Origin of the sequence: Streptomyces sp. NPDC047061 (genome assembly GCF_040643955.1) — a bacterium.
Taxonomy (GTDB): Bacteria; Actinomycetota; Actinomycetes; order Streptomycetales; family Streptomycetaceae; genus Streptomyces.
In genome coordinates this window covers 632,707-650,311 of sequence record NZ_JBEYVI010000001.1, presented here as the reverse complement: position 1 = coordinate 650,311, position 17,605 = coordinate 632,707, and the positions used below count along the sequence as shown (strand labels likewise).

The following is a 17,605-nucleotide window of genomic DNA, read 5'->3' as shown; positions in this document are numbered from 1 at the left end:
CTCCTCGGTAGCTGGGGGGGTGGGACGCGCGTGCGCCGGTCAGTCTGGCGTGGGCCCGCCGGGCATGTACAGGCCAATGACGGGACGGGAAGGTGAACTCACGCCCCTGCAGCCCCTCCGGTCGCCCCGGCACACGGATGCCGCCTTGTTGAGAGATGGTGGAAAAGTCGGCGGCGGCGTCGGAGAGTCGGGGGTGAGCGCGATAGAACAAGGGGAGTCGGCACGGGGGACGGCGTGTCGTACGGAAGTTCGAAGGCGGTGCGTGCGATGAGTCCAGCCGAGGCTTCGGTGCCGGGGGGCCGGGAGCCCGTGCGCGGACCCGTGCGGCCGGGCGGGCTGCTCGACGTCCTGAGCGTGGCCTCGGTGGTGCTGGACGCCAAGGGGCGCATCGTGCTGTGGAGCCCGCAGGCGGAGGAGCTGTTCGGGTACACGGCGCGGGAGGCGCTGGGGCAGTACGCGGCCCGGCTGATGGTGGACGAGCGCCACATCGAGCTGGTCGGCAAGCTGTTCGCGGACGTGATGAGCACCGGGCGGAGCTGGGCCGGCGGTTTCCCGATCCGGCACAAGGACGGCACCACCCATGTGGTCGAGTTCCGCAACATGCGGCTCATGGACGACAGCGGCGACGTGTTCGCGCTGGGTCTGGCCGCCGACCAGTCGACGGTGCGCCGGCTGGAGCAGGACGTGGCGCTGTCCGAGCGGATCGTGAAGCAGTCGCCGATCGGGCTGGCCGTCCTCGACACGGACCTGCGGTTCGTGTCGGTCAACCCGGCTCTCGAACAGATGAACGGCGTCCCGGCGGCGGAGCACGTGGGGCGGACGATCCGCGAGGTACTGCCGTCCCTGGACGCCGACGCCCTGGAGTCGGCGTACCTGCGGGTGCTGCGGACCGGTGAGCCGGTCATCGACGAGTCCGCGGTGGGCCGGACGCCGGCCGACCCGGACGAGGAGCACATCTGGTCGGTGTCGGTCTACCGGCTGGAGGACGCGCTGGACAACGTGCTGGGCGTGGCCACGTCCGTGGTGGACATCACCGAGCCGTACCGGGCCGGGGTCGAGGCCGAGAACGCGCGCCGCCGCCTGGCCCTGATCGCCGACGCCTCGGCCCGTATCGGCACCACCCTGGACCTGGACCGCATCGCCCGGGAGCTGGCCGACGTGGCCGTGCCGGAGCTCGCCGACGTGGCGGCCGTCGACCTGCTGGACGCGGTGGTCGAGGGCCGGCCCAGCACGCTCGGGCCGGGCGAGCCGGCCGTGCTCCGGGCCCTCGCCGTACGCGCGGAGCAGGAGGCGGACGCGGTCCAGGCCGCCGACGCGCCCGGCACGGTCGCCCGGTACGCGCCGGACCGCCTGATCTCCGAGTGCGTGCAGACCGCGGAGGCCGTCGTCGTCCCGCAGGTCAAGGACGAGGACCTGGCGCGGATCGCCCCCTCCCGCGAGGCCGCGGTGCTGCTGGGCCGGGCCGGGGTGCACTCGTATCTGGCGGTGCCGCTGATCGCGCGCGGCGAGGTGCTGGGCGCCCTCGACCTCAAGCGCACCCGCAACCCGGCGTCCTTCGACGACGACGATCTGCTGCTGGCCCGGGAACTGGCGGCGCGGGCGGCCGTGCAGATCGACAACGCCCGCTGGTACCAGAGCGCCCGCACCACCGCCCTGACCCTCCAGCGCAGCCTGCTGCCCACGCATCCCCGGGTCACCTTCGGCCTGGAGGTCGCCTCCCGCTACCAGCCGGCGGGCGCCACGGTCGAGGTGGGCGGCGACTGGTTCGACGTCATCCCGCTGGAGGGCGGCAGAACGGCCCTCGTGGTGGGGGACGTGATGGGCAGCGGCATCAACGCGGCCGCGACGATGGGCCGGCTGCGCACCGCGACTACCACCCTCGCCTCGCTCGGCCTCGATCCGGCGGTGCTCCTCGAACACCTGGACAAGACCACCTCGGGCCTGGACCACTCCATCGCGACCTGCGTGTACGCCGTGTACGACCCGCATCTGCGCCGGTGCCGGATCGCCAACGCCGGCCATCTGCCGCCGGCCCGGGTCCGCCCCGGCCGGCCGCCGGAGCTCCTCGACCTGCCCACCGGGGTCCCGCTGGGCGTCGGCGGGGTCCCCTTCGCCACCACGACCGTCGACTTCGAACCCGGCGACGAGCTGGTGTTCTACACCGACGGCCTGGTCGAGACCCGGACCCACTCCCTGGACGAACGCCTGGACGAGCTGCTGGCCCTCCTCGCCGGTCCCGTCCGCCCGCTGGAGGATGCCTGCGACCTGCTGCTGCGGGAGCTGCACCACCCCGACAACCACGACGACGTGGCACTGCTGATCGCGAGGGCACGGGAACTGCCCTAGCCGCCGGGACGCGGGGGCGCCCGATGCCCCGCGCGCGGATTCATCGAATTCACAGGGACTGATTACCAGGTTCTTATCGGCGGGCTCCCACAATTCACAGAGAGGCATGCATCACGCGATGCCGTGTGCCGTTCGCCGATGGGAGCGAGCCGTGACGCACGAACCGGAGCAGGAAGACCGCCGTGACGTCGACGGAACCGAACCGTCGATCCCCCCGATGCCCGACCGTCCCCCGCGGGCCACCGCCCCGGAGCGGGAAGCCCCGGCATGGGAAGCCCCGCCCGAGGTCCTCGCGGGGCCGGGACCGGACCGTGAGCCGGGCGCGCCGCTGCGCGACCTGTGGCGCCGCCAGTCGTTCCGCGTGCGCGCGGTGACCGTGGCCTTGGTCGCCGGGGCGCTCGCCCTGGGCGGCACGGTGGCGTTCGCCGCCGGCTCGGGTGACAGCGGCTCCGCCACGCCCCCGGCCGCCTCCGGTGCGCCGTCGGCTCGGCCCTCCGCGCCGGACGGGCGCGGTCCCGGGCAGGGCTGGTTCGGCATGGGCGGCGGCATGGGTGTGCACGGCGAAGCGACCGTCAAGGATCCGGACACCGGCACGTACGTGGTACGGGTCTGGCAGCGGGGCACCGTCCAGAAGGTGGACGGCGACCAGGTCACGGTGAAGAGCGACGACGGCACGTCGTGGACGTGGACCGTGGGCTCGGACGTCAAGGTGCGGGGCGACTCCGACACGCTGAAGAAGGACGCGACGGCCTTCCTGACCGGCACCCGCGCCGACGACGGCAAGCTCACCGCGTCCGCCGCCCTCTCGGGCGACTTCACGGGCATGGGCCGCGGCGGCATGCACGACCGCGGCGGCCCGTGGCAGCGTCCCGGCGACCGTTCACCGTCCCCGAGCCCTTCGGGGAGCGGGGCGACCACCTAGGCCGACCGGCATGCGTCGGCGCCCTTACGCGTCGCCGCCCTTGGCCGCCCGACGGATCCGCCGGCGACTGCTCCACGGCTGACGCCGCTAGGAGTTCTTCGCCGTCCGGGCCCGATGAGCCGCGACCGTCGTCCGGCTCGCGCACGCGTTGGAGCAGAACCGGCGGGTCCGGTTCCGTGACTGGTCCACGAAGTAGTTTCCGCACCCGGACGCGGCGCACCGCCCCAGCGTCACCGCCGGGTCCCCGGCCACCACCAGGGCGAGCTTGGCGGCGATCAGCTGGCCGACCCAGCGCTTGGCCGGGGTGCCGTTGCGGCCGAAGTGGATGTGCCAGCCGCCGAGGCCGTCATGGTCGGACAGGTGCATCTCCGGCGGATAGCCGCGCAGCAGGCGGTGCACGGCCTCGGGGGCGGCGCCGTCCACCGACTGCGCCAGAGCCGTGCGCACGAGGTCCGGCAGCTCTCCGTAGTCGCCGCCGGGCGGCGGAGCGATCTCGTGCTCCGCGAAGAACGCGGCGACCAGCTCGCCGTGCTGGTCGAGGGTCCCGGTGTTGGCCAGTTCGACGGCCAACCGCGTCACGTTCCCAATGTAGTCACCGTACTGCACTTGACCACCTACATCGCCGCTTCCTAACGTAGGCGCCATGGTATCTGATGACGCCTACATAGCCCATCGTCTGCACCTGCTCGGGGAGTGGGACGCCGCGCTCGCCGCCCTGGGTCCGGACGCCGAGCCCGAGTTGCGCGCGGAGATCGCCGTCGACCGCTGGTTCTTCCGCGTCGAGGGTCACGAGGAGGCCGAGAAGGCGGTCGCGGCGCTCGATCCCGCGTCGCCGGCCGCGCACCTGCTCACGGCACGACTGGCCTACAGCCGCCTGCTGTTCCGGCACGAGCCGCGCGCCGACGACCGCGCCGTGGCCGAGGCCGGCTACCGCGCGACCGTGGAGAACGGGGACGAAATGCAGCGCGGTTGGGCCGAGTACCACTGGGCGGTCCTGCTGGACAACATCGACGAGGATCCGGCCGGCGCCCTCCCGCGCTACGAGACGGCTCTCGAGATCGCGACGAGGTCCGGCGACGGCTACTTCGAGTCGTACATCATCCGGCACCTCGCACCGCACAAGGAGCCCGCCGAGCGGATCGCCATGCTGCGCCGCTCACTTCACCTGCGCGCCGCGCTCGGCGCCCGGCCCCAGACCATCGCCGCACAGGCTCTCCTCGCCGACAACCTCCCCGCGAGCGACCCCGAACGAGCCGAACTCATCCGGACCTTCCGCCCGGGTGCGGAAGAACTCCGCATCGGCTGGCTCCTGTCCGAGAACTGATCCACCGACCACCGCGGCCCGGAACCGAGCCCGGTGAGGACCGGTGAGGACCGGCGACCCGGTACGACAGGACACCGGGCAACTCCGTGGCGGGGCTTCGGTCACGCGGCGCGGCGATCGCATTGCCCGGCCCCGACCCGGCCATCACGACTCCCGAGGGAGCCTTCCTAGTCGCGTACGCCGATCACGACGTTCGCGTACAGCTCTTCCGAGACGGCGAGCCTGGTCGTCAGGCCGGCGCCGCGGAAGGTCTCGACGGCGTCCTCGGCCTGGCGTTCGCTCGTCTCGACCAGGACGCAGCCGCCGGGCGCGAGCCAGTCGCGCGCCCCCGCGGCGACCCTGCGCAGCACGTCGAGACCGTCGCCGCCGCCGTCGAGGGCGACCAGCGGCTCGTGCTCGCGGGCCTCGGCGGGCAGCAGCCCGACCTCGTCGCTGGGGACGTAGGGCACGTTGGCCGCGAGGATGCCGGTCCGGCCGCGCAGGTCGGCCGGCAGGGCGGCGAACAGGTCGCCGACGTGGGCATGGCCGCCGTAGGGGGCGATGTTGCGGCGGGCGCAGCCGACCGCGGCCGGGTCGATGTCGGCGGCGTGCATTTCGGCGTCCCCGAGGACGGCGGCGAGGGCGGCACCGACCGCGCCCGAGCCGCAGCACAGGTCCACGACGACGGACGCCCCGGGGGTCTGGGCCAGGGCCTGGTCGACCAGGAACTCGGTGCGGCGGCGGGGCACGAACACGCCGGGTTCCACAAGGATTCGCAGCCCGTGGAACTCGGCCCAGCCGAGGACGTGTTCGAGGGGCTGTCCGGCGGCTCGCCGGTCCACCATGGCGGCCAGTTCGTCCGGGGTACGGGCGGTGCCGAGGATCAGCTCCGCCTCGTCCTCGGCGAAGACGCAGCCGGCCGCCCGCAGCGCGGAGACGACTGCGGCGGTGGTGGTGTCGGAGTCAGAGAGTGAGGTCATCATCGGAAGCCTATCCGGACGCGGGGGCGCCGGTCGGACGGTTTACCGGGCGGGCGATCGGACGCGCGGACCGCCCGACCTCCGGGCGGTCGGGCGGTCGGGCGGTCGGGCGGTCGGGCGGTCGGGCATTGAGGCGCACGAGCGGTCGAGCGTTGGGGCGTTGGGGCGTTGGGGCGGTCAGACGCCGACCGCTTCCGCGGTCTCCTCTTCGGCCTCCTGAGCCTTCTCGGCCTCGGCTTCCTCGACCAGTTCGGCCAGTTCGGCCGGGGAGTCCGGAACGGCCACGGACGCAGCCGCAGCCGGGGCCTCGGCCGGGGTCGCCTTGGTCCGCTCGTAGGCCGCGGCGATCGCGGTGACCGCGAGGCCGGCCAGCAGCCAGACCGCGAGGGTCCACACGTTGCGGGTCAGGCCGTCGCTGCCGAAGTACAGGAGGCTGCGGACGCCCTCGACGAAGCCGGCGCCGTTCCAGAAGGCGTGCAGGGTGCCGAACAAGCCGTTCTGCAGCTCGGGGCGGAACAACCCGCCGGAGCTGGTGAAGTTGAGCATCACGAACAGCACCATCATGGTCAGCGTGGTCCACCGCTTGAGGAAGGTGTGCAGGCCGACGCCGATGAGGAGGATGCCCGCGGAGTAGAGCCAGGCCATGCCCCAGACCCCGGCCAGGTCGTGGTGGGCGAGGTGGAACACCGGTCCGGCGAGGAAGGCACCGATGCCGCTGACGACGGCGGAGACACCGAGCGCCAGCAGGGCGCGTATCCGCATGGGGAGCGCCGCACCGGCCGCGCCGAGCGCGGCGACCGAGGCGTAGGAGCCGATGCTCACGGCGATGAGCAGGAAGAAGAGGCCCTGTCCGGTGGGGTCGTCGGCGACCGGCTCGGCCACGTCGGTGACCTTGAGGGGGACGCCCTGCTCGGCGGCGACAGGGGTGAAGACCTTCTCGACGGCCGTGGCGTCCATGTCGGAGGCGGCGCTGGCGACGATCAGCTCCGGAGCCTTGGCGTTCGGCACGTAGGCGCCGGTCACGGTACGGGACTTGAGCAGGTCGACGGCCGCGGCACGGGTGGGGACGGTACGGACGTCGAGCTTGTCGCCGGCGGAGTCCTTGATGGTCTGCGCCAACACCTTCGCTTCCGGTCCGGCCCCGACCACGGCCACCGGCATGTGGTTGGGCTCGGGGTGGACGAACGCGCCCATATATGCGAGCCCCATGCCCAGGCACATCAGCAGCGGGGTGATCAGGTGCGTGAGCACATGGCGCAGAGCCGGTGACCTCATCGCGTACGACCTCCAGATCCTTGCGGCCAAACTGGTTGGCTTATACAACTCACGGTCAAGTTGTACTATACAACTAGAACGTCGGAGGAGGTATTCCCGTGACAGCGGCGGAGACGGCAGTCGAGACCATCCAGCGCGAGATGACCAGCTTCGCGCGCCGGGCCCGGGCGTCGGCCGGACGCATGCACCCCGAGCTGTCACTGGTGTCGTACACGCTGCTCGGGCATCTGGAGGAGCGCGGCGGCTGCCGGGCCACCGATCTGGCCGCGCACTACGCGCTGGACAAGTCGACGGTCAGCCGGCAGGTGGCCGCGCTGGAGCGCTCGGGGCTGATCGAGCGGCGCCTGGACCCGGAGGACCACCGGGTCCAGGTGCTGCATCTGACGGAGGCGGGAGAGGAGATCCTGGCCCAGGTCACGCAGAGCCGCCGGGACGCCTTCCGGGAGCGGCTGGCGGACTGGCCGGAGGCGGACCTGGTCAGGTTCGCCGGATACCTGGAGCGCTACAACGCCGGGACCTCGGCGGGCTCCGCCGGCGACTGACCGAGCGACTCCGGCACCCGGGCCGCGATGAAGGCGGTCCGGCGGCGCAGCCGGAAGCCGAGCGACTCGTACAGCCGGATCGCGGTGGTGTTCTCGGCGCCGGTGTGCAGGAACGGGGTCTCGCCGCGCTCCCGGATGCCGTACGCGACCGCGCGGATGAGCCGGGTCGCGAGGCCCTCGCCGCGGTAGGCCGGGTCGGTGCAGACCGCGCTGATCTCGGTCCAGCCCGGCGGGTGCAGCCGCTCCCCCGCCATCGCGATCAGCCTGCCGTCGCGGCGGATGCCCAGGTAGGTGCCGAGTTCGATGGTGCGGGGCAGGAACGGGCCGGGGCGGGTGCGCTCGACCAGGTCGAGGATCTCCGGGACGTCGGCCGGGCCCAGCCGGACCGCGGCCGGCTCCGGGACCGCTTCCATGCCCTCGTCCACCAGCTGTACGCCCGCGATGTCCATGGTGCGCTCCCATCCCTCCGGAAGCTCACCGCGGTAACCGGGCAGCGGGACTTCCGCGCCGGGGCCGGCCAGGGCGGCGAGGTCCGCCCAGTCGTCGGCGTCGGGGTCGTCGGGCAGCGCCAGCCACGGGGAGACGTCGACGGGGTAGCGCAGGATCCGGCCGCGCCGCTCGGCGAAGAGGGCGTGCGGGCCGGTGAGCGAGGCGCGGGCGGGGTTGTCCAGGATGTGCGGGGCGCCCTCGCGGGGGTTCGGGACGCTCATATGGCGACCTCGATGACGATCTTGCCGAGCACGTGCCCGTCCTCGACGGTGCGCAGCGCCTCGTCGGCCTTGTCCAGCGGGAAGGTCTGCGAGACGTGCGGGTCCAGTTCCCCGGCCACGACGAGCTCGGCCACCTCGTCCAGGACCGCGGCGGTACGGGCGCGTTCGACCCGGGCGCCGCCCAGCGCGGCGACGGTCTCCGGCGGGGCGCCCGCGGTGATCAGCTTGGTCCGGTCGGCGAGCAGTCCGGCCGCCTCGGCGAGCACCTCGCCGCCGACCAGGTCGTAGACGCCGTCCACACCCTGGGGCGCGGCCGCGCGCACCCGGTCGGCGAGCCCCGGGCCGGAGGCCACGTGGACGGCGCCCAGCGACTCCACGACACCCTTCTTGGCCTCACTGGCCACACCGACCACCCGCAGGCCCCAGGCGTGGGCGATCTGCAGGACCGCCGCACCGACACCGCCGCCCGCACCGGTGACCAGCAGGGTCGCGCCCTCGGGCAGGTCGAGCTGGCGTACGCCGTCGTAGGCGGTGGCCGCGGCGACCGGCAGGGTGGCGGCGTCGGCGAAGGACAGCGCGGCGGGCTTGTGCGCCGTCACGGACGCCTGCAGCAGGGCGTACTCGGCGAACGCGCCGCCGGCCGTGTTTCCGAAGACCTCGTCGCCGATCGCGAACCCGGTCACGCCCTCGCCGATCTCCTCGACCACACCCGCGGCCTCGCTGCCGAGGACGACCGGGAAGCGCGCCTCCCCCTCGCCGGGGCGGCGGAACCCGCCCCGCAGCTTCCAGTCGACGGGGTTGACCCCCGCCGCGCGGACCGCGACAAGCAGTTCGCCGGAGCCGGGAACGGGCCGGTCCAGCTCGGCGAAGGCCTCGGTCTCGGGCCCGCCGTGCCTGGTGTAGACGTACGCCTTGGGCATCGTGTTTCCTCGCTCTCTGGTGCTGTCACCGGTGTCCCGGCAGCGGCACTCAGCGGCAAGGATGAGTACACGACCACTATTCCCGCACCCGCGGATCGTTCATACGGCCGCAATGATCGGGACCCTGACCTGGGCGGGAACCCACGCACCGACGCCGCCGGACGTCCGGCCTCGGGGCGGTCAGGGCCCCGCCGTCCGGCCTCAGGAGCCGATCACTGCGCGTCGAAGGGCGTGAGAACGAAGATGGGCATCTTCCGGGTGGTCTTCTTCTGGTACTCGGCGTAGTCCGGCCAGGTCGCGACGGCCCGCTGGAACCACGCCTCGTAGTCCTCGCCGTCCACCTCCCTGGCCCGGTAGTCCCTCTTCACCGGACCGTCCTGGAGCTCCACATGCGGGTTCGCAGCCAGGTTGTAGTACCAGACCGGGTGCTTGGGCGCCCCACCCAGTGAGGCGACGACGGCGTACTCCCCCGCGTGCTCGACGCGCATCAGCGGTGTCTTGCGCAGCTTCCCGCTCCTGGCGCCCACCGACGTCAGCACGATCACCGGCCTGCCCTGGTTGTCCGTGCCCTCGGTGCCGCCGGAACGCTCGTACAGCTCGACCTGATTGCGGGCGAAGTCGAACGCACTCGGCTCGTATTCCCCGGTGAGCGGCATGTCTGCACCATCCAATACAAGGATCGGCCCGGCTGCGGCAGCCTGTTGCCACGCACCCACAGGACCATAAACGGACTATACCCCGCTACTGTCGGGGCGGCGATGCGCGTGCCGCAATCAGGGCGAGGCCCACTCGGGCCGCCCTGCCGCCCCGTCCGCCACCCGGCCGTAAGGTGACCGTGTGGAACGGACCGACTTGTCACAACCGGCTCCCGAGCGTGTCGATGCCGCACGCAACCGGCAGCGCCTTCTGGCCACCGCGCGGGAGATGCTCACGGAGCTCGGGCCGGACAGGATCACGATGGACGCGCTCGCCGAGCGCTCCGGGTTGGGCAAGGGCACCGTGTTCCGACGCTTCAAGACCCGCGCCGGCATCTTCCAGGCCCTGCTGGACGACGGCGAGTACGCCTTCCAGGAGCGCGTGCTGTCCGGACCACCGCCCCTGGGGCCGGGGGCACCGCCGCTGGAGCGCCTGGTCGCCTACGGGAAAGCCCGTGTCCGGTTCCTCATCGACCACCACGACATCGCGCGCTCCGCGCTCGACGGACGGCAGCCCGTCCCGGCCCGCAGCCAGACGCCGCTGTCACGGATGCACATCCGCATGCTCCTGGGCCAGCTAGACCTCGGGCCCGCCGACCGCGATCTTCTCGCCGTACAACTGACCGCCGCCCTTGACGGACCCCTCCTCCTGTACATCTCGTCGACCGAGCTCGGCCAGGGCGAGCAGGACGCCGAGCGGAGGCTGGCAGACGGCTGGCAGGACATCGTCCGCCGCGTGTGCCGTTCCTGAACCGCCCGCAGACCCGGTGGCCGTCGAACCGCCGTGTCGTGCCCGCCGGTTCGCCGCCTCAGGAGAGAGCGCGCCGCCGCGTCCGTCGAGGTCAGGGTCGAACAGCAGCGGCACGATGCGCCGGGCGTAGCGCCGAGGCGACGCCGGGGTTCAACCCGAAGTACGCGGGACCGAAGGGCTTGTCCCGGCGGGCGAGGACCAGGGCTTCGTTCGCCACCACCGTGTTCAGGTGCGCCCGCATCCCGTTGCAGTGCCGGTCGGCGTCAAGAAGTGGACTTTACCCCGGTTACCCGCAGGCGTTGAGTCACCCGCTCCCAGCTCCTCGTCGAGCGGTCCGGGCGAGCGCGGGCTCCCCGCGGTGACCTGCCAGGGCGTGCGGTCCTGGTATTCGCGGGGCGCCGGGGCCGGGCGTGCGGCGCGCGCCGGACCGCGCGCTTCCGCCCGCGCCGCGTCCGTGGTTCCGCAGAGCGAGCGAGGTACTCCGTTCGGGGTACCACTCCCGTGTGGACGCTCGTGTGCGAGCGGGGGCACGCTGGGAGCTGCGGACCGACTGTCCGGCCCTCCGGCTCTTGTGGCGGCGAGGAGGTCGACATGCGTACCCGGGTGCGTGGCTGGCGCTGGCGGCAGAACCCGCTGCGGCGCAAGTCCGACATGGTGGAGGCGTGGATCGCGCTGGCTGTCGCGGTCCTGCTGGGTGTGGGCGCTCCCCTGGTCGGGGCGGTGACCGGGCTGTGGGCCTACGGGCAGGCGCGGTCGGTGGCGGCGGTGGAGCGGGCCGAGCGGCACATGGTCCGGGCCATGGTCGTCGGCGGTACCCCGGATCAGCTGCCCTCGGTGCAGGGCGGCGACCGGGCGCACGCCTACGAGACGAACGTCCGCTGGACGGTTCCCGGCCAGGGGACGAAGACCGCCCTGGCCCGGGTACCGGCGGGAACCCGGACCGGTGACGTCGTGGACGTGTGGTTCGACCGGCAGGGGCACGGGGTCGCCCCGCCGCCCGACGACATCGCCGTCTGGCAGCACACGGTCACCGTGGGGCTGTGCGGGGCGGGCGGCGCGGCGGCCGTGGTGCTGCTCGGCCATGGCGTGGTGCGCCGGGTGGCGCTCTCCCACCGGCTCGCCGAGTGGGAACAGGAGTGGGCGCGCACCGGGCCGGACTGGACCCGTGGGCGCACCTGAAACCCGCTGGCCGCCCAGTCGACTGGCCGGTCAAACCGCCGTCCGCCCAACCGGCTGGCCGCTCAAACCGCCGGCCGGCCAACCCGCCGGCCGTTCAACCCGCGCCGGCTGACCCGCCGGCCGGTCAACCCGCTAGTCGGTCGCCTGCAGTCGGCGGGCCACGCGCGCGTGCGTGCGCAGCGCGTCCGGCAGCCCGGGCAGGACGGGCTCGCCCGCGTCGACTAGCACCCGCCCGCCGACCACCGTCGTCCACGCCCGCGCGGGTCCGCAGCGCAGCCAGGCCTCCACGGGGTCGGTGAGGGCGCCGGCCAGGGCGACCTCGTGGATGTCCCAGACGACCAGGTCGGCGCAGGCCCCGGGACGCAGATGGCCGAGTTCGTCGGCGCGGCCAAGGCACCGGGCCGAACCGTGCGTGGCGATGTCCAGGGCGTCCCGGGCGGTCATGGCGGCGGGGCCGCCCCGGTAGCGGCCGAGCAGCAGGGCGTTGCGCGTCTCCATCCAGAGGGAGGCGTGGTCGGTGGAGGCCGAGCCGTCACAGCCGATGCCCACGGGGAGTCCCAGCTCGCGCATCTCCCGCACCCGGGCGGTGCCGCCGCCGATGAGCATGTTGGAGCTGGGGCAGTGCGCGACGCCGACGCCCGCGGCGGCGAGCCGGCGCAGTTCGCCGTCGTTCGGGTAGATGCAGTGGGCGACCCAGGTGCGGTCGCTCAGCCAGCCGCAGTCCTCGAAGTACTCGACGGGACGGCAGCCGTAGGTCGCCAGGCAGTAGGCGTCCTCGTCGTGGTCCTCGGCGAGATGGGTGTGCAGGCGGACGTCGTACCGCTCGGCGAGTTCGGCGGTCGCCGTCATCACCTCCTTGGTCACCGAGAAGGGCGAGCAGGGGGCGAGCGCGACCCGGATCAGGGCGCCCGGCGCGGGGTCGTGGTGCGCCTTGATCAGCCGTTCGCTGTCGGCGAGGACCTCGTCGGTGGTCTGGGTGACGCTCCGGGGCGGCAGTCCGCCGTCCTCGACGGAGCGGGTCATCGAGCCGCGGGTGGCGTGGAAGCGGAAGCCGATGTCGCGGGCCGCGCGGATCTCGGCGTCGACCAGGCCGGGGCGCGGATGCACATAGAGGTGGTCGGAGGAGGTGGTGCAGCCGCCCATGAGGAGTTCCGCCATACCCACGTACGCGGAGACGTAGGCGGCCTCCTCGTCGAGGCCGGCCCACAGGGGGTAGAGGGTGGTCAGCCAGTCGAAGAGAGAGCCGTTGACAGCCGGGGCGTAGGAGCGGGTGAGGTTCTGGTAGATGTGGTGGTGGGTGTTGACGAGGCCGGGGGTGACGAGCCGCCCGGAGGCGGAGAGGACCGTACGGGCCTCGGGCTCGGCTCCGGCCGTTCCGACCGAGGTGACCCGACCACCGGCCAGGGCCACCCAACCGCCCGGGATCTCCCGCCCGCCGTCCACGACGAGCAGTCCGGCGTCTCTGACCAGCAGATCGACAGCTGATGGCATGGGTTCATCGTAGGGGTCGGTCGACGCAGAGGCCTGGCGATTCGTCGGACCACCCACGTACGGTGTGATCATCCGCACCTTTCCTTCACCGAGGCGGTTGTTGATGGCCCTGTTCGACCTTCCCCTGGACGAGCTCCGCGAACACCGCAGCGAGTCGGTGGCACCGGACGACTTCGACGCCTTCTGGTCCAAGACCCTCCAGGAGGCCCGCGAGCACGATCTCGGCGCCCGCTTCGAACCCGTCGACACCGGGCTGTCCACGGTCGACGTCTTCGACGTGACGTTCGCCGGGTTCGGCGGCCACCCGGTCAAGGGCTGGCTGCGGCTGCCGGCCGGAGCGACCGTACCGCTGCCGCTGGTCGTGGAGTTCATCGGGTACGGCGGCGGGCGCGGGCTTCCGCACGAGAACCTGCTCTGGGCGTCGACGGGACGGGCGCACTTCACGATGGACACCCGGGGCCAGGGCAGCGCCTGGGGCGGCGGAGGCGCCACCGCCGACCCGGTGGGCGGCGCGCCGGCGTATCCCGGGTTCATGACGCGGGGCATCGACGCGCCGGAGAACTACTACTACCGGCGGGTGTTCACGGACGCGGTACGGGCCGTGGAGGCGGCCCGTTCGCACCCGCTGACCGACGCGTCGCGGACCGTGGTGCTCGGGGCCAGCCAGGGCGGCGGGATCACCGTCGCGGTCGGCGGCCTGGTCCCCGACCTGGTCGCAGTCGCCCCGGACGTGCCGTTCCTGTGCGACTTCCCGCGGGCCGTGAATCTGACGGACCGTCATCCGTACCGGGAGATCGCCCTGTTCCTCAGGACCCACCGCGGCCGCTCGGCGGACGTGCAGCGCACTCTCTCCTACTTCGACGGTGTGCACTTCGCGGCGCGCGGCCGGGCCCCGGCGCTGTTCTCGGCGGCGCTGGAGGACCAGACCTGTCCGCCCTCCACGGTCTACGCGGCCTTCAACTCCTGGGCGCACGAGGACAAGACGATCGAGGTGTACGACTACAACGACCACGAGGGCGGTGGCCCGTACCACGAGGCGGCGAAGGTGCGCTGGCTGCGCTCGCACGTCTGAGGAGGCGAGGGAGATGGACACACGCGAGGCCGCCGAGCGGTTCGTCGAGGTCTGGGAGCGGGGCTGGGCCGCACACGACGTGGACGCGCTGCTGGCCCTGTACGCCGAGGACTGCGTGCACCGCTCGATGCCGTTCCGCGATCCGCACCGGGGGCGGGACGAACTCGCCGCCTATCTGCGCTGGTCGTTCGAGGCGGAGCGGGTGACGGACGTCAGGTTCTCGGCCCCGCTGGTGGGCCCGGACGGGGTCGCGGCCGCGGAGTTCCGCGTCCGGTCCGAGGAGGGGGGTGCGGCGGCCACGCTGGCCGGGTGCGTGTTCGTACGCTTCGACGCGCGGGGGCTCGCGGTGGAGACCCGCGACTACTGGCACTCCGCCGACGGGCACCAGGAGCCGGCCGGGCGGCTCTTCCTCCTCTGACCTTCCCTCCAGTCCGACCAGTCGGTACGTTCGGGGTGCCCGGGCCGCAGCGTCGCGGTCCGGGTTTTCCGGCGTACGACGGAGGACGCATGTCCGAGCACGAGCCACAACCGCAGCCACAGCCACAGGTCCAGGTCCAGGTCCACGGTCACTGCGCACCGCGTTTCGCGGCGGTGCGGGAGGCGTTCGAGGAGAACTTCCGGGACCGGGAGGAGCTGGGTGCCGCCGTCGCGGTGACGGTCGGCGGCGAGACCGTGGTGGATCTCTGGGGCGGCTGGGCGGATCCGGCTCGCACCCGGCCGTGGGAGCGCGACACCCTGGTCAACGTCTGGTCCACCACCAAGGGCCCGGTGGCCCTGTGCGCGCACATCCTGGCCGACCGGGGGCTGCTCGACCTCGACGCGCCGGTGGCCGGCTACTGGCCCGAGTTCGCGGCGGCCGGCAAGGAGGGGGTCCTGGTCCGCCATCTGCTCTCGCACCGGGCCGGGCTCTCCGGCCTGCGCGAGCCGCACTCGCTCCAGGAGCTGTACGACTGGGAGCTGACGACCGCGCGGCTGGCGGCGACGGAGCCCTGGTGGGAGCCGGGGACCAGGTCCGGGTACCACGCACTGACCTACGGCTTCCTGGTCGGCGAGGTGGTACGCCGGGTGTCGGGGCTGCTGCCGGGGGCCTTCCTGGAGCGGGAGGTCACCGGGCCGCTGGGGATCGACTTCACCGTCGGGCTGCCGGAGAAGGAATCGGGCCGGGCGGCCGAGATGGTGCATCCGCGGGTCCTGTCGGACAGCGAGCAGGCCGCGATCTTCAGCCAGTTGACGCCGGCCGCCGTCGCGGCCCTGGCCAACCCGGGGGTGGGCGCGAGCGCGGCGAACACCCCCGAGTGGCGGGCGGCCGAGATCCCGGCGGCCAACGGGCACGGCACGGCACGCGCGGTCGCGGCCCTGTACGGGGTGTTCGCAGGCCGAGGCGAGTACGGCGGCCTGCGCGTACTGTCGCCGGAGGCGGCCGAGCGGGTGCGGGAGGGCCAGGGCAGCTGCCGTGACCTGGTGCTGGGGGCGGGATTCGAGCACGACACCGAGATCGGCCTCGGGCTCTGGCTGAGCGGGCCGAACGGCTCGTACGGGCCAAACCCGCGCGCCTTCGGACACGACGGGTTCGGCGGCTCCTGCGGGTTGGCCGACCCGGAAGCGGGGGTCTCCCTCGGGTACGTCATGAACCGCATGGGGCCGCGGATCGCGGACGACCCCCGGAAGACGGCCCTGGTCAACGCCGTTTACGTGAGTCTGTGAGGCCCGCACGGTTTCGGCCGAACCCGTCGGCCGCTCTTCCCTGATGGTTTAGACCAATGCTAGATGTGGTCGCGGAACGAACCCGCACGGCTACGTCTTGTCATCGGGCCCGCCGGCAGGCGTCAGCACGCCTGTCCGTGTGCCCGGTGACCAGGCCCTGTCACCCACAGGAGGCGCGGCATGGCCCGCACCACCCCCCACGACCACTCCGAGAGCGAAGGGCAGCCCCTGTACTGGCGGATCGCTACACAACTCCTCGGCGAACTGCGCGACGGCACCCTGCCGCCGGGTGAACGGCTGCCCGCGGAGCGGCAGTTGGCGCAGCACTTCGGGGTCAGCCGGGAGACCGTCCGGCAGGCGCTGGAGGTCCTGCGGCACAGCGGACTGGTGGCCACCGACCGGCGCGGCAGCCACGCGACGCTGCCCGGTCGTCCGGTGGAGAGCCCGGTCTCGCTGGCCTTCCCGGTGGGCGCCGGGACCACGGATCACGGTGCGGTCGACCGGGCCACGGTCACCTGGGAGGAGCCGCCGCCCGAGCACGCGGCGGCGCTGGGGCTGGCCCCGCACCGGCCGACCCTGGTGCACCGCTACGAGTCCGCCTCCCCCGACGGACACGCCCTGCGGACCGCCGTGACCTCCTTCTCGACGGTGGCCCTGACCGAGGTCGAGGAGCTGGGCCGCTACCGGGACCGGGCCGACGGCTGTACCGCCGCGCAGCTGCGCCGGGCCTACGACTGGATGCGCAAGGCGGGCCTCACCCTGCACCACCGGGACTCCATCACCCAGGTCGCGGACGCGTCCTCGGTCCGGGTGACCCGCCGGGTGCACGACCAGTACGCCCGCCCGCTGGAGATCACCGACCTGGTGGTGGACGCCCAGCAGGACACGCTGGTCTACGAGTTCACGGTCCCCGCCGCGGGCTGACCGCGCCGGGCCACGACCAGCCGGGCGCGGGGGCTGCCGTCGTCGCGCTCGCCGAACCCGGGGAGCGGGTACAGGTCCGTGCCGAACCCCGCCCGCGCCAACTCCTCCAGTACGTCGCCGAGTCGAAAGGCCCGGTAGTACATGACGAACGGCGGCCGCCACAGGGCGTTGCGGACCCGCATCACGGCGTCGAAGCCCAGCAGCATCCAGAAACCGGGGCTGGTGGGCCGCGGCGGCGCGAGCACCGGGAAGGCGAAGGTGCCGCCCGGCCGCAGCACCGCGCGCACCTGGCCGAAGAGGCCGGGCAGTTCCCGGGGCAGGAAGTGGCCGAACGCCCCGAAGCTGACGACCAGGTCGAAGTCGGGACCGAACGGCAGGGCCCGGGCGTCGCCGCGCACATAGGTGACGTCCGGGCCCTCGGGCGGGGTCTGCCGGCGGGCGACCTCCAGCATGCCGGCGCTGAAGTCGACCCCGGTGACGCGGTGCCGGCACACCTGGGCCAGCACCTCGGTGCCGGCTCCGGTCCCACAGCACAGGTCGAGACCGTCCTCGAAGGGGCCCAGCGGAACGAGCGCCTTCGCGACCGCCTCGAGGACCGAGTCGGGTGTCCGGAAGGGGGTGTGGTCGAACTTCGGGGCCAGCAGGTCGTAACCGCGCTCCACCGAGGACAGGGCCTGGACGGCGAGTTCACGGAGGCTCGGGCCTTCGGGGCTGAACATCCGGCCAGCTTACGGGAGCTCGCGCCGCCGGACACGGAGGAGGCGCGGACCGTGGAAGGGACCGCGCCTCCG

18 protein-coding genes are annotated in these 17,605 nt (G+C 73.0%); 10 read left to right on the top strand and 8 right to left on the bottom strand.

What is annotated here, in order from left to right; all coding sequences use genetic code 11:
• The first annotated feature begins 267 nt into the window (after nucleotides 1-267).
• Both ABZ887_RS03105 and ABZ887_RS03100 read left to right on the top strand, forming a co-directional pair.
• The gene (locus tag ABZ887_RS03105; RefSeq protein WP_361282268.1) at nucleotides 268-2,346 is read left to right on the top strand and encodes a SpoIIE family protein phosphatase; all 2,079 of its coding nucleotides are present in this window, start codon (nucleotides 268-270) and stop codon (nucleotides 2,344-2,346) included.
• Nucleotides 2,347-2,497: 151 nt separating this feature from the next.
• Nucleotides 2,498-3,268 carry a hypothetical protein gene (locus ABZ887_RS03100; protein ID WP_361282266.1) on the top strand — a complete coding sequence of 257 codons (771 nt, stop codon included), beginning with the start codon at nucleotides 2,498-2,500 and terminating at the stop codon, nucleotides 3,266-3,268.
• An 87-nt stretch (nucleotides 3,269-3,355) separates the two neighbouring features.
• On the opposite strand, the gene ABZ887_RS03095 is transcribed toward ABZ887_RS03100, so the two are convergent.
• Nucleotides 3,356-3,847 (bottom strand): CGNR zinc finger domain-containing protein, encoded by a 492-nt coding sequence (locus ABZ887_RS03095; protein WP_361282264.1) that lies wholly within the window; start codon nucleotides 3,845-3,847, stop codon nucleotides 3,356-3,358.
• A gap of 64 nt (nucleotides 3,848-3,911) precedes the next feature.
• Between ABZ887_RS03095 and ABZ887_RS03090 the strand changes: the two genes are divergently transcribed.
• Nucleotides 3,912-4,592, top strand: a complete 681-nt coding sequence (locus tag ABZ887_RS03090) for a hypothetical protein (protein WP_361282262.1) — start codon at nucleotides 3,912-3,914, stop codon at nucleotides 4,590-4,592.
• 167 nt (nucleotides 4,593-4,759) lie between these two features.
• On the opposite strand, the gene ABZ887_RS03085 is transcribed toward ABZ887_RS03090, so the two are convergent.
• Together ABZ887_RS03085 and ABZ887_RS03080 are read right to left on the bottom strand one after the other, a co-directional pair.
• On the bottom strand, nucleotides 4,760-5,551 hold the full coding sequence (locus ABZ887_RS03085; RefSeq protein ID WP_361282260.1) for a putative protein N(5)-glutamine methyltransferase: 792 nt from the start codon (nucleotides 5,549-5,551) through the stop codon (nucleotides 4,760-4,762).
• Between the two features lie 177 nt (nucleotides 5,552-5,728).
• Nucleotides 5,729-6,826 carry a hypothetical protein gene (locus ABZ887_RS03080; RefSeq protein WP_361282258.1) on the bottom strand — a complete coding sequence of 366 codons (1,098 nt, stop codon included), beginning with the start codon at nucleotides 6,824-6,826 and terminating at the stop codon, nucleotides 5,729-5,731.
• A 98-nt stretch (nucleotides 6,827-6,924) separates the two neighbouring features.
• Between ABZ887_RS03080 and ABZ887_RS03075 the strand changes: the two genes are divergently transcribed.
• The gene (locus tag ABZ887_RS03075; protein ID WP_361282256.1) at nucleotides 6,925-7,368 is read left to right on the top strand and encodes a MarR family winged helix-turn-helix transcriptional regulator; all 444 of its coding nucleotides are present in this window, start codon (nucleotides 6,925-6,927) and stop codon (nucleotides 7,366-7,368) included.
• Here ABZ887_RS03075 and ABZ887_RS03070 read toward each other — a convergent pair.
• From ABZ887_RS03070 to ABZ887_RS03060, 3 genes are all read right to left on the bottom strand, one after another.
• Nucleotides 7,329-8,078 (bottom strand): GNAT family N-acetyltransferase, encoded by a 750-nt coding sequence (locus tag ABZ887_RS03070; protein WP_361282254.1) that lies wholly within the window; start codon nucleotides 8,076-8,078, stop codon nucleotides 7,329-7,331. The two genes, ABZ887_RS03075 and ABZ887_RS03070, sit on opposite strands and share 40 nt — an antisense overlap.
• Nucleotides 8,075-8,998 (bottom strand): NADP-dependent oxidoreductase, encoded by a 924-nt coding sequence (locus ABZ887_RS03065; RefSeq protein WP_361282252.1) that lies wholly within the window; start codon nucleotides 8,996-8,998, stop codon nucleotides 8,075-8,077. Before ABZ887_RS03065 ends, ABZ887_RS03070 begins: the two co-directional genes overlap by 4 nt.
• A gap of 212 nt (nucleotides 8,999-9,210) precedes the next feature.
• Nucleotides 9,211-9,654: a nitroreductase family deazaflavin-dependent oxidoreductase gene (locus tag ABZ887_RS03060; RefSeq protein WP_361282250.1), complete on the bottom strand. Its 444-nt coding sequence runs from the start codon at nucleotides 9,652-9,654 to the stop codon at nucleotides 9,211-9,213.
• Nucleotides 9,655-9,835: 181 nt separating this feature from the next.
• On the opposite strand from ABZ887_RS03060, the gene ABZ887_RS03055 reads away from it, so the two are divergent.
• Nucleotides 9,836-10,444: a helix-turn-helix domain-containing protein gene (locus tag ABZ887_RS03055; RefSeq protein WP_361282248.1), complete on the top strand. Its 609-nt coding sequence runs from the start codon at nucleotides 9,836-9,838 to the stop codon at nucleotides 10,442-10,444.
• Nucleotides 10,445-11,035: 591 nt separating this feature from the next.
• A complete protein-coding gene (locus ABZ887_RS03050) occupies nucleotides 11,036-11,623 on the top strand; it encodes a hypothetical protein (RefSeq protein ID WP_361282246.1) in 588 nt (195 codons plus the stop codon).
• Nucleotides 11,624-11,755: 132 nt separating this feature from the next.
• Here ABZ887_RS03050 and ABZ887_RS03045 read toward each other — a convergent pair whose 3' ends face one another.
• A complete protein-coding gene (locus ABZ887_RS03045; RefSeq protein WP_361282244.1) occupies nucleotides 11,756-13,114 on the bottom strand; it encodes an 8-oxoguanine deaminase in 1,359 nt (452 codons plus the stop codon).
• A 103-nt stretch (nucleotides 13,115-13,217) separates the two neighbouring features.
• Between ABZ887_RS03045 and ABZ887_RS03040 the strand changes: the two genes are divergently transcribed.
• From ABZ887_RS03040 to ABZ887_RS03025, 4 genes are all read left to right on the top strand, one after another.
• Nucleotides 13,218-14,186 carry an acetylxylan esterase gene (locus tag ABZ887_RS03040; RefSeq protein ID WP_361282242.1) on the top strand — a complete coding sequence of 323 codons (969 nt, stop codon included), beginning with the start codon at nucleotides 13,218-13,220 and terminating at the stop codon, nucleotides 14,184-14,186.
• 13 nt (nucleotides 14,187-14,199) lie between these two features.
• Entirely contained in the window at nucleotides 14,200-14,604 is a 405-nt protein-coding gene (locus ABZ887_RS03035) for a nuclear transport factor 2 family protein (protein WP_361282240.1), read from the top strand.
• A gap of 89 nt (nucleotides 14,605-14,693) precedes the next feature.
• Complete coding sequence (locus ABZ887_RS03030; RefSeq protein WP_361282238.1) at nucleotides 14,694-15,890, top strand: serine hydrolase domain-containing protein; 1,197 nt, start codon at nucleotides 14,694-14,696, stop codon at nucleotides 15,888-15,890.
• 180 nt (nucleotides 15,891-16,070) lie between these two features.
• Entirely contained in the window at nucleotides 16,071-16,814 is a 744-nt protein-coding gene (locus tag ABZ887_RS03025; RefSeq protein ID WP_361282236.1) for a GntR family transcriptional regulator, read from the top strand.
• Here the strand turns inward: ABZ887_RS03025 and ABZ887_RS03020 are convergent.
• On the bottom strand, nucleotides 16,784-17,533 hold the full coding sequence (locus tag ABZ887_RS03020) for a class I SAM-dependent methyltransferase (protein ID WP_361282234.1): 750 nt from the start codon (nucleotides 17,531-17,533) through the stop codon (nucleotides 16,784-16,786). The genes ABZ887_RS03025 and ABZ887_RS03020 overlap by 31 nt on opposite strands.
• Nucleotides 17,534-17,605: the final 72 nt, after the last annotated feature.

Excerpts from the sequence above, each read along its gene's own strand:
- ABZ887_RS03105 (WP_361282268.1), top strand. The coding sequence starts at position 268 with ATGAGTCCAGCCGAGGCTTCGGTGCCGGGGGGCCGGGAGCCCGTGCGC.
- ABZ887_RS03090 (WP_361282262.1), top strand. The coding sequence starts at position 3,912 with ATGGTATCTGATGACGCCTACATAGCCCATCGTCTGCACCTGCTCGGG.
- ABZ887_RS03085 (WP_361282260.1), bottom strand. The coding sequence starts at position 5,551 with ATGACCTCACTCTCTGACTCCGACACCACCACCGCCGCAGTCGTCTCC.
- ABZ887_RS03080 (WP_361282258.1), bottom strand. The coding sequence starts at position 6,826 with ATGAGGTCACCGGCTCTGCGCCATGTGCTCACGCACCTGATCACCCCG.
- ABZ887_RS03070 (WP_361282254.1), bottom strand. The coding sequence starts at position 8,078 with ATGAGCGTCCCGAACCCCCGCGAGGGCGCCCCGCACATCCTGGACAAC.
- ABZ887_RS03065 (WP_361282252.1), bottom strand. The coding sequence starts at position 8,998 with ATGCCCAAGGCGTACGTCTACACCAGGCACGGCGGGCCCGAGACCGAG.
- ABZ887_RS03060 (WP_361282250.1), bottom strand. The coding sequence starts at position 9,654 with ATGCCGCTCACCGGGGAATACGAGCCGAGTGCGTTCGACTTCGCCCGC.
- ABZ887_RS03050 (WP_361282246.1), top strand. The coding sequence starts at position 11,036 with ATGCGTACCCGGGTGCGTGGCTGGCGCTGGCGGCAGAACCCGCTGCGG.
- ABZ887_RS03045 (WP_361282244.1), bottom strand. The coding sequence starts at position 13,114 with ATGCCATCAGCTGTCGATCTGCTGGTCAGAGACGCCGGACTGCTCGTC.
- ABZ887_RS03040 (WP_361282242.1), top strand. The coding sequence starts at position 13,218 with ATGGCCCTGTTCGACCTTCCCCTGGACGAGCTCCGCGAACACCGCAGC.
- ABZ887_RS03035 (WP_361282240.1), top strand. The coding sequence starts at position 14,200 with ATGGACACACGCGAGGCCGCCGAGCGGTTCGTCGAGGTCTGGGAGCGG.
- ABZ887_RS03030 (WP_361282238.1), top strand. The coding sequence starts at position 14,694 with ATGTCCGAGCACGAGCCACAACCGCAGCCACAGCCACAGGTCCAGGTC.
- ABZ887_RS03025 (WP_361282236.1), top strand. The coding sequence starts at position 16,071 with ATGGCCCGCACCACCCCCCACGACCACTCCGAGAGCGAAGGGCAGCCC.
- ABZ887_RS03020 (WP_361282234.1), bottom strand. The coding sequence starts at position 17,533 with ATGTTCAGCCCCGAAGGCCCGAGCCTCCGTGAACTCGCCGTCCAGGCC.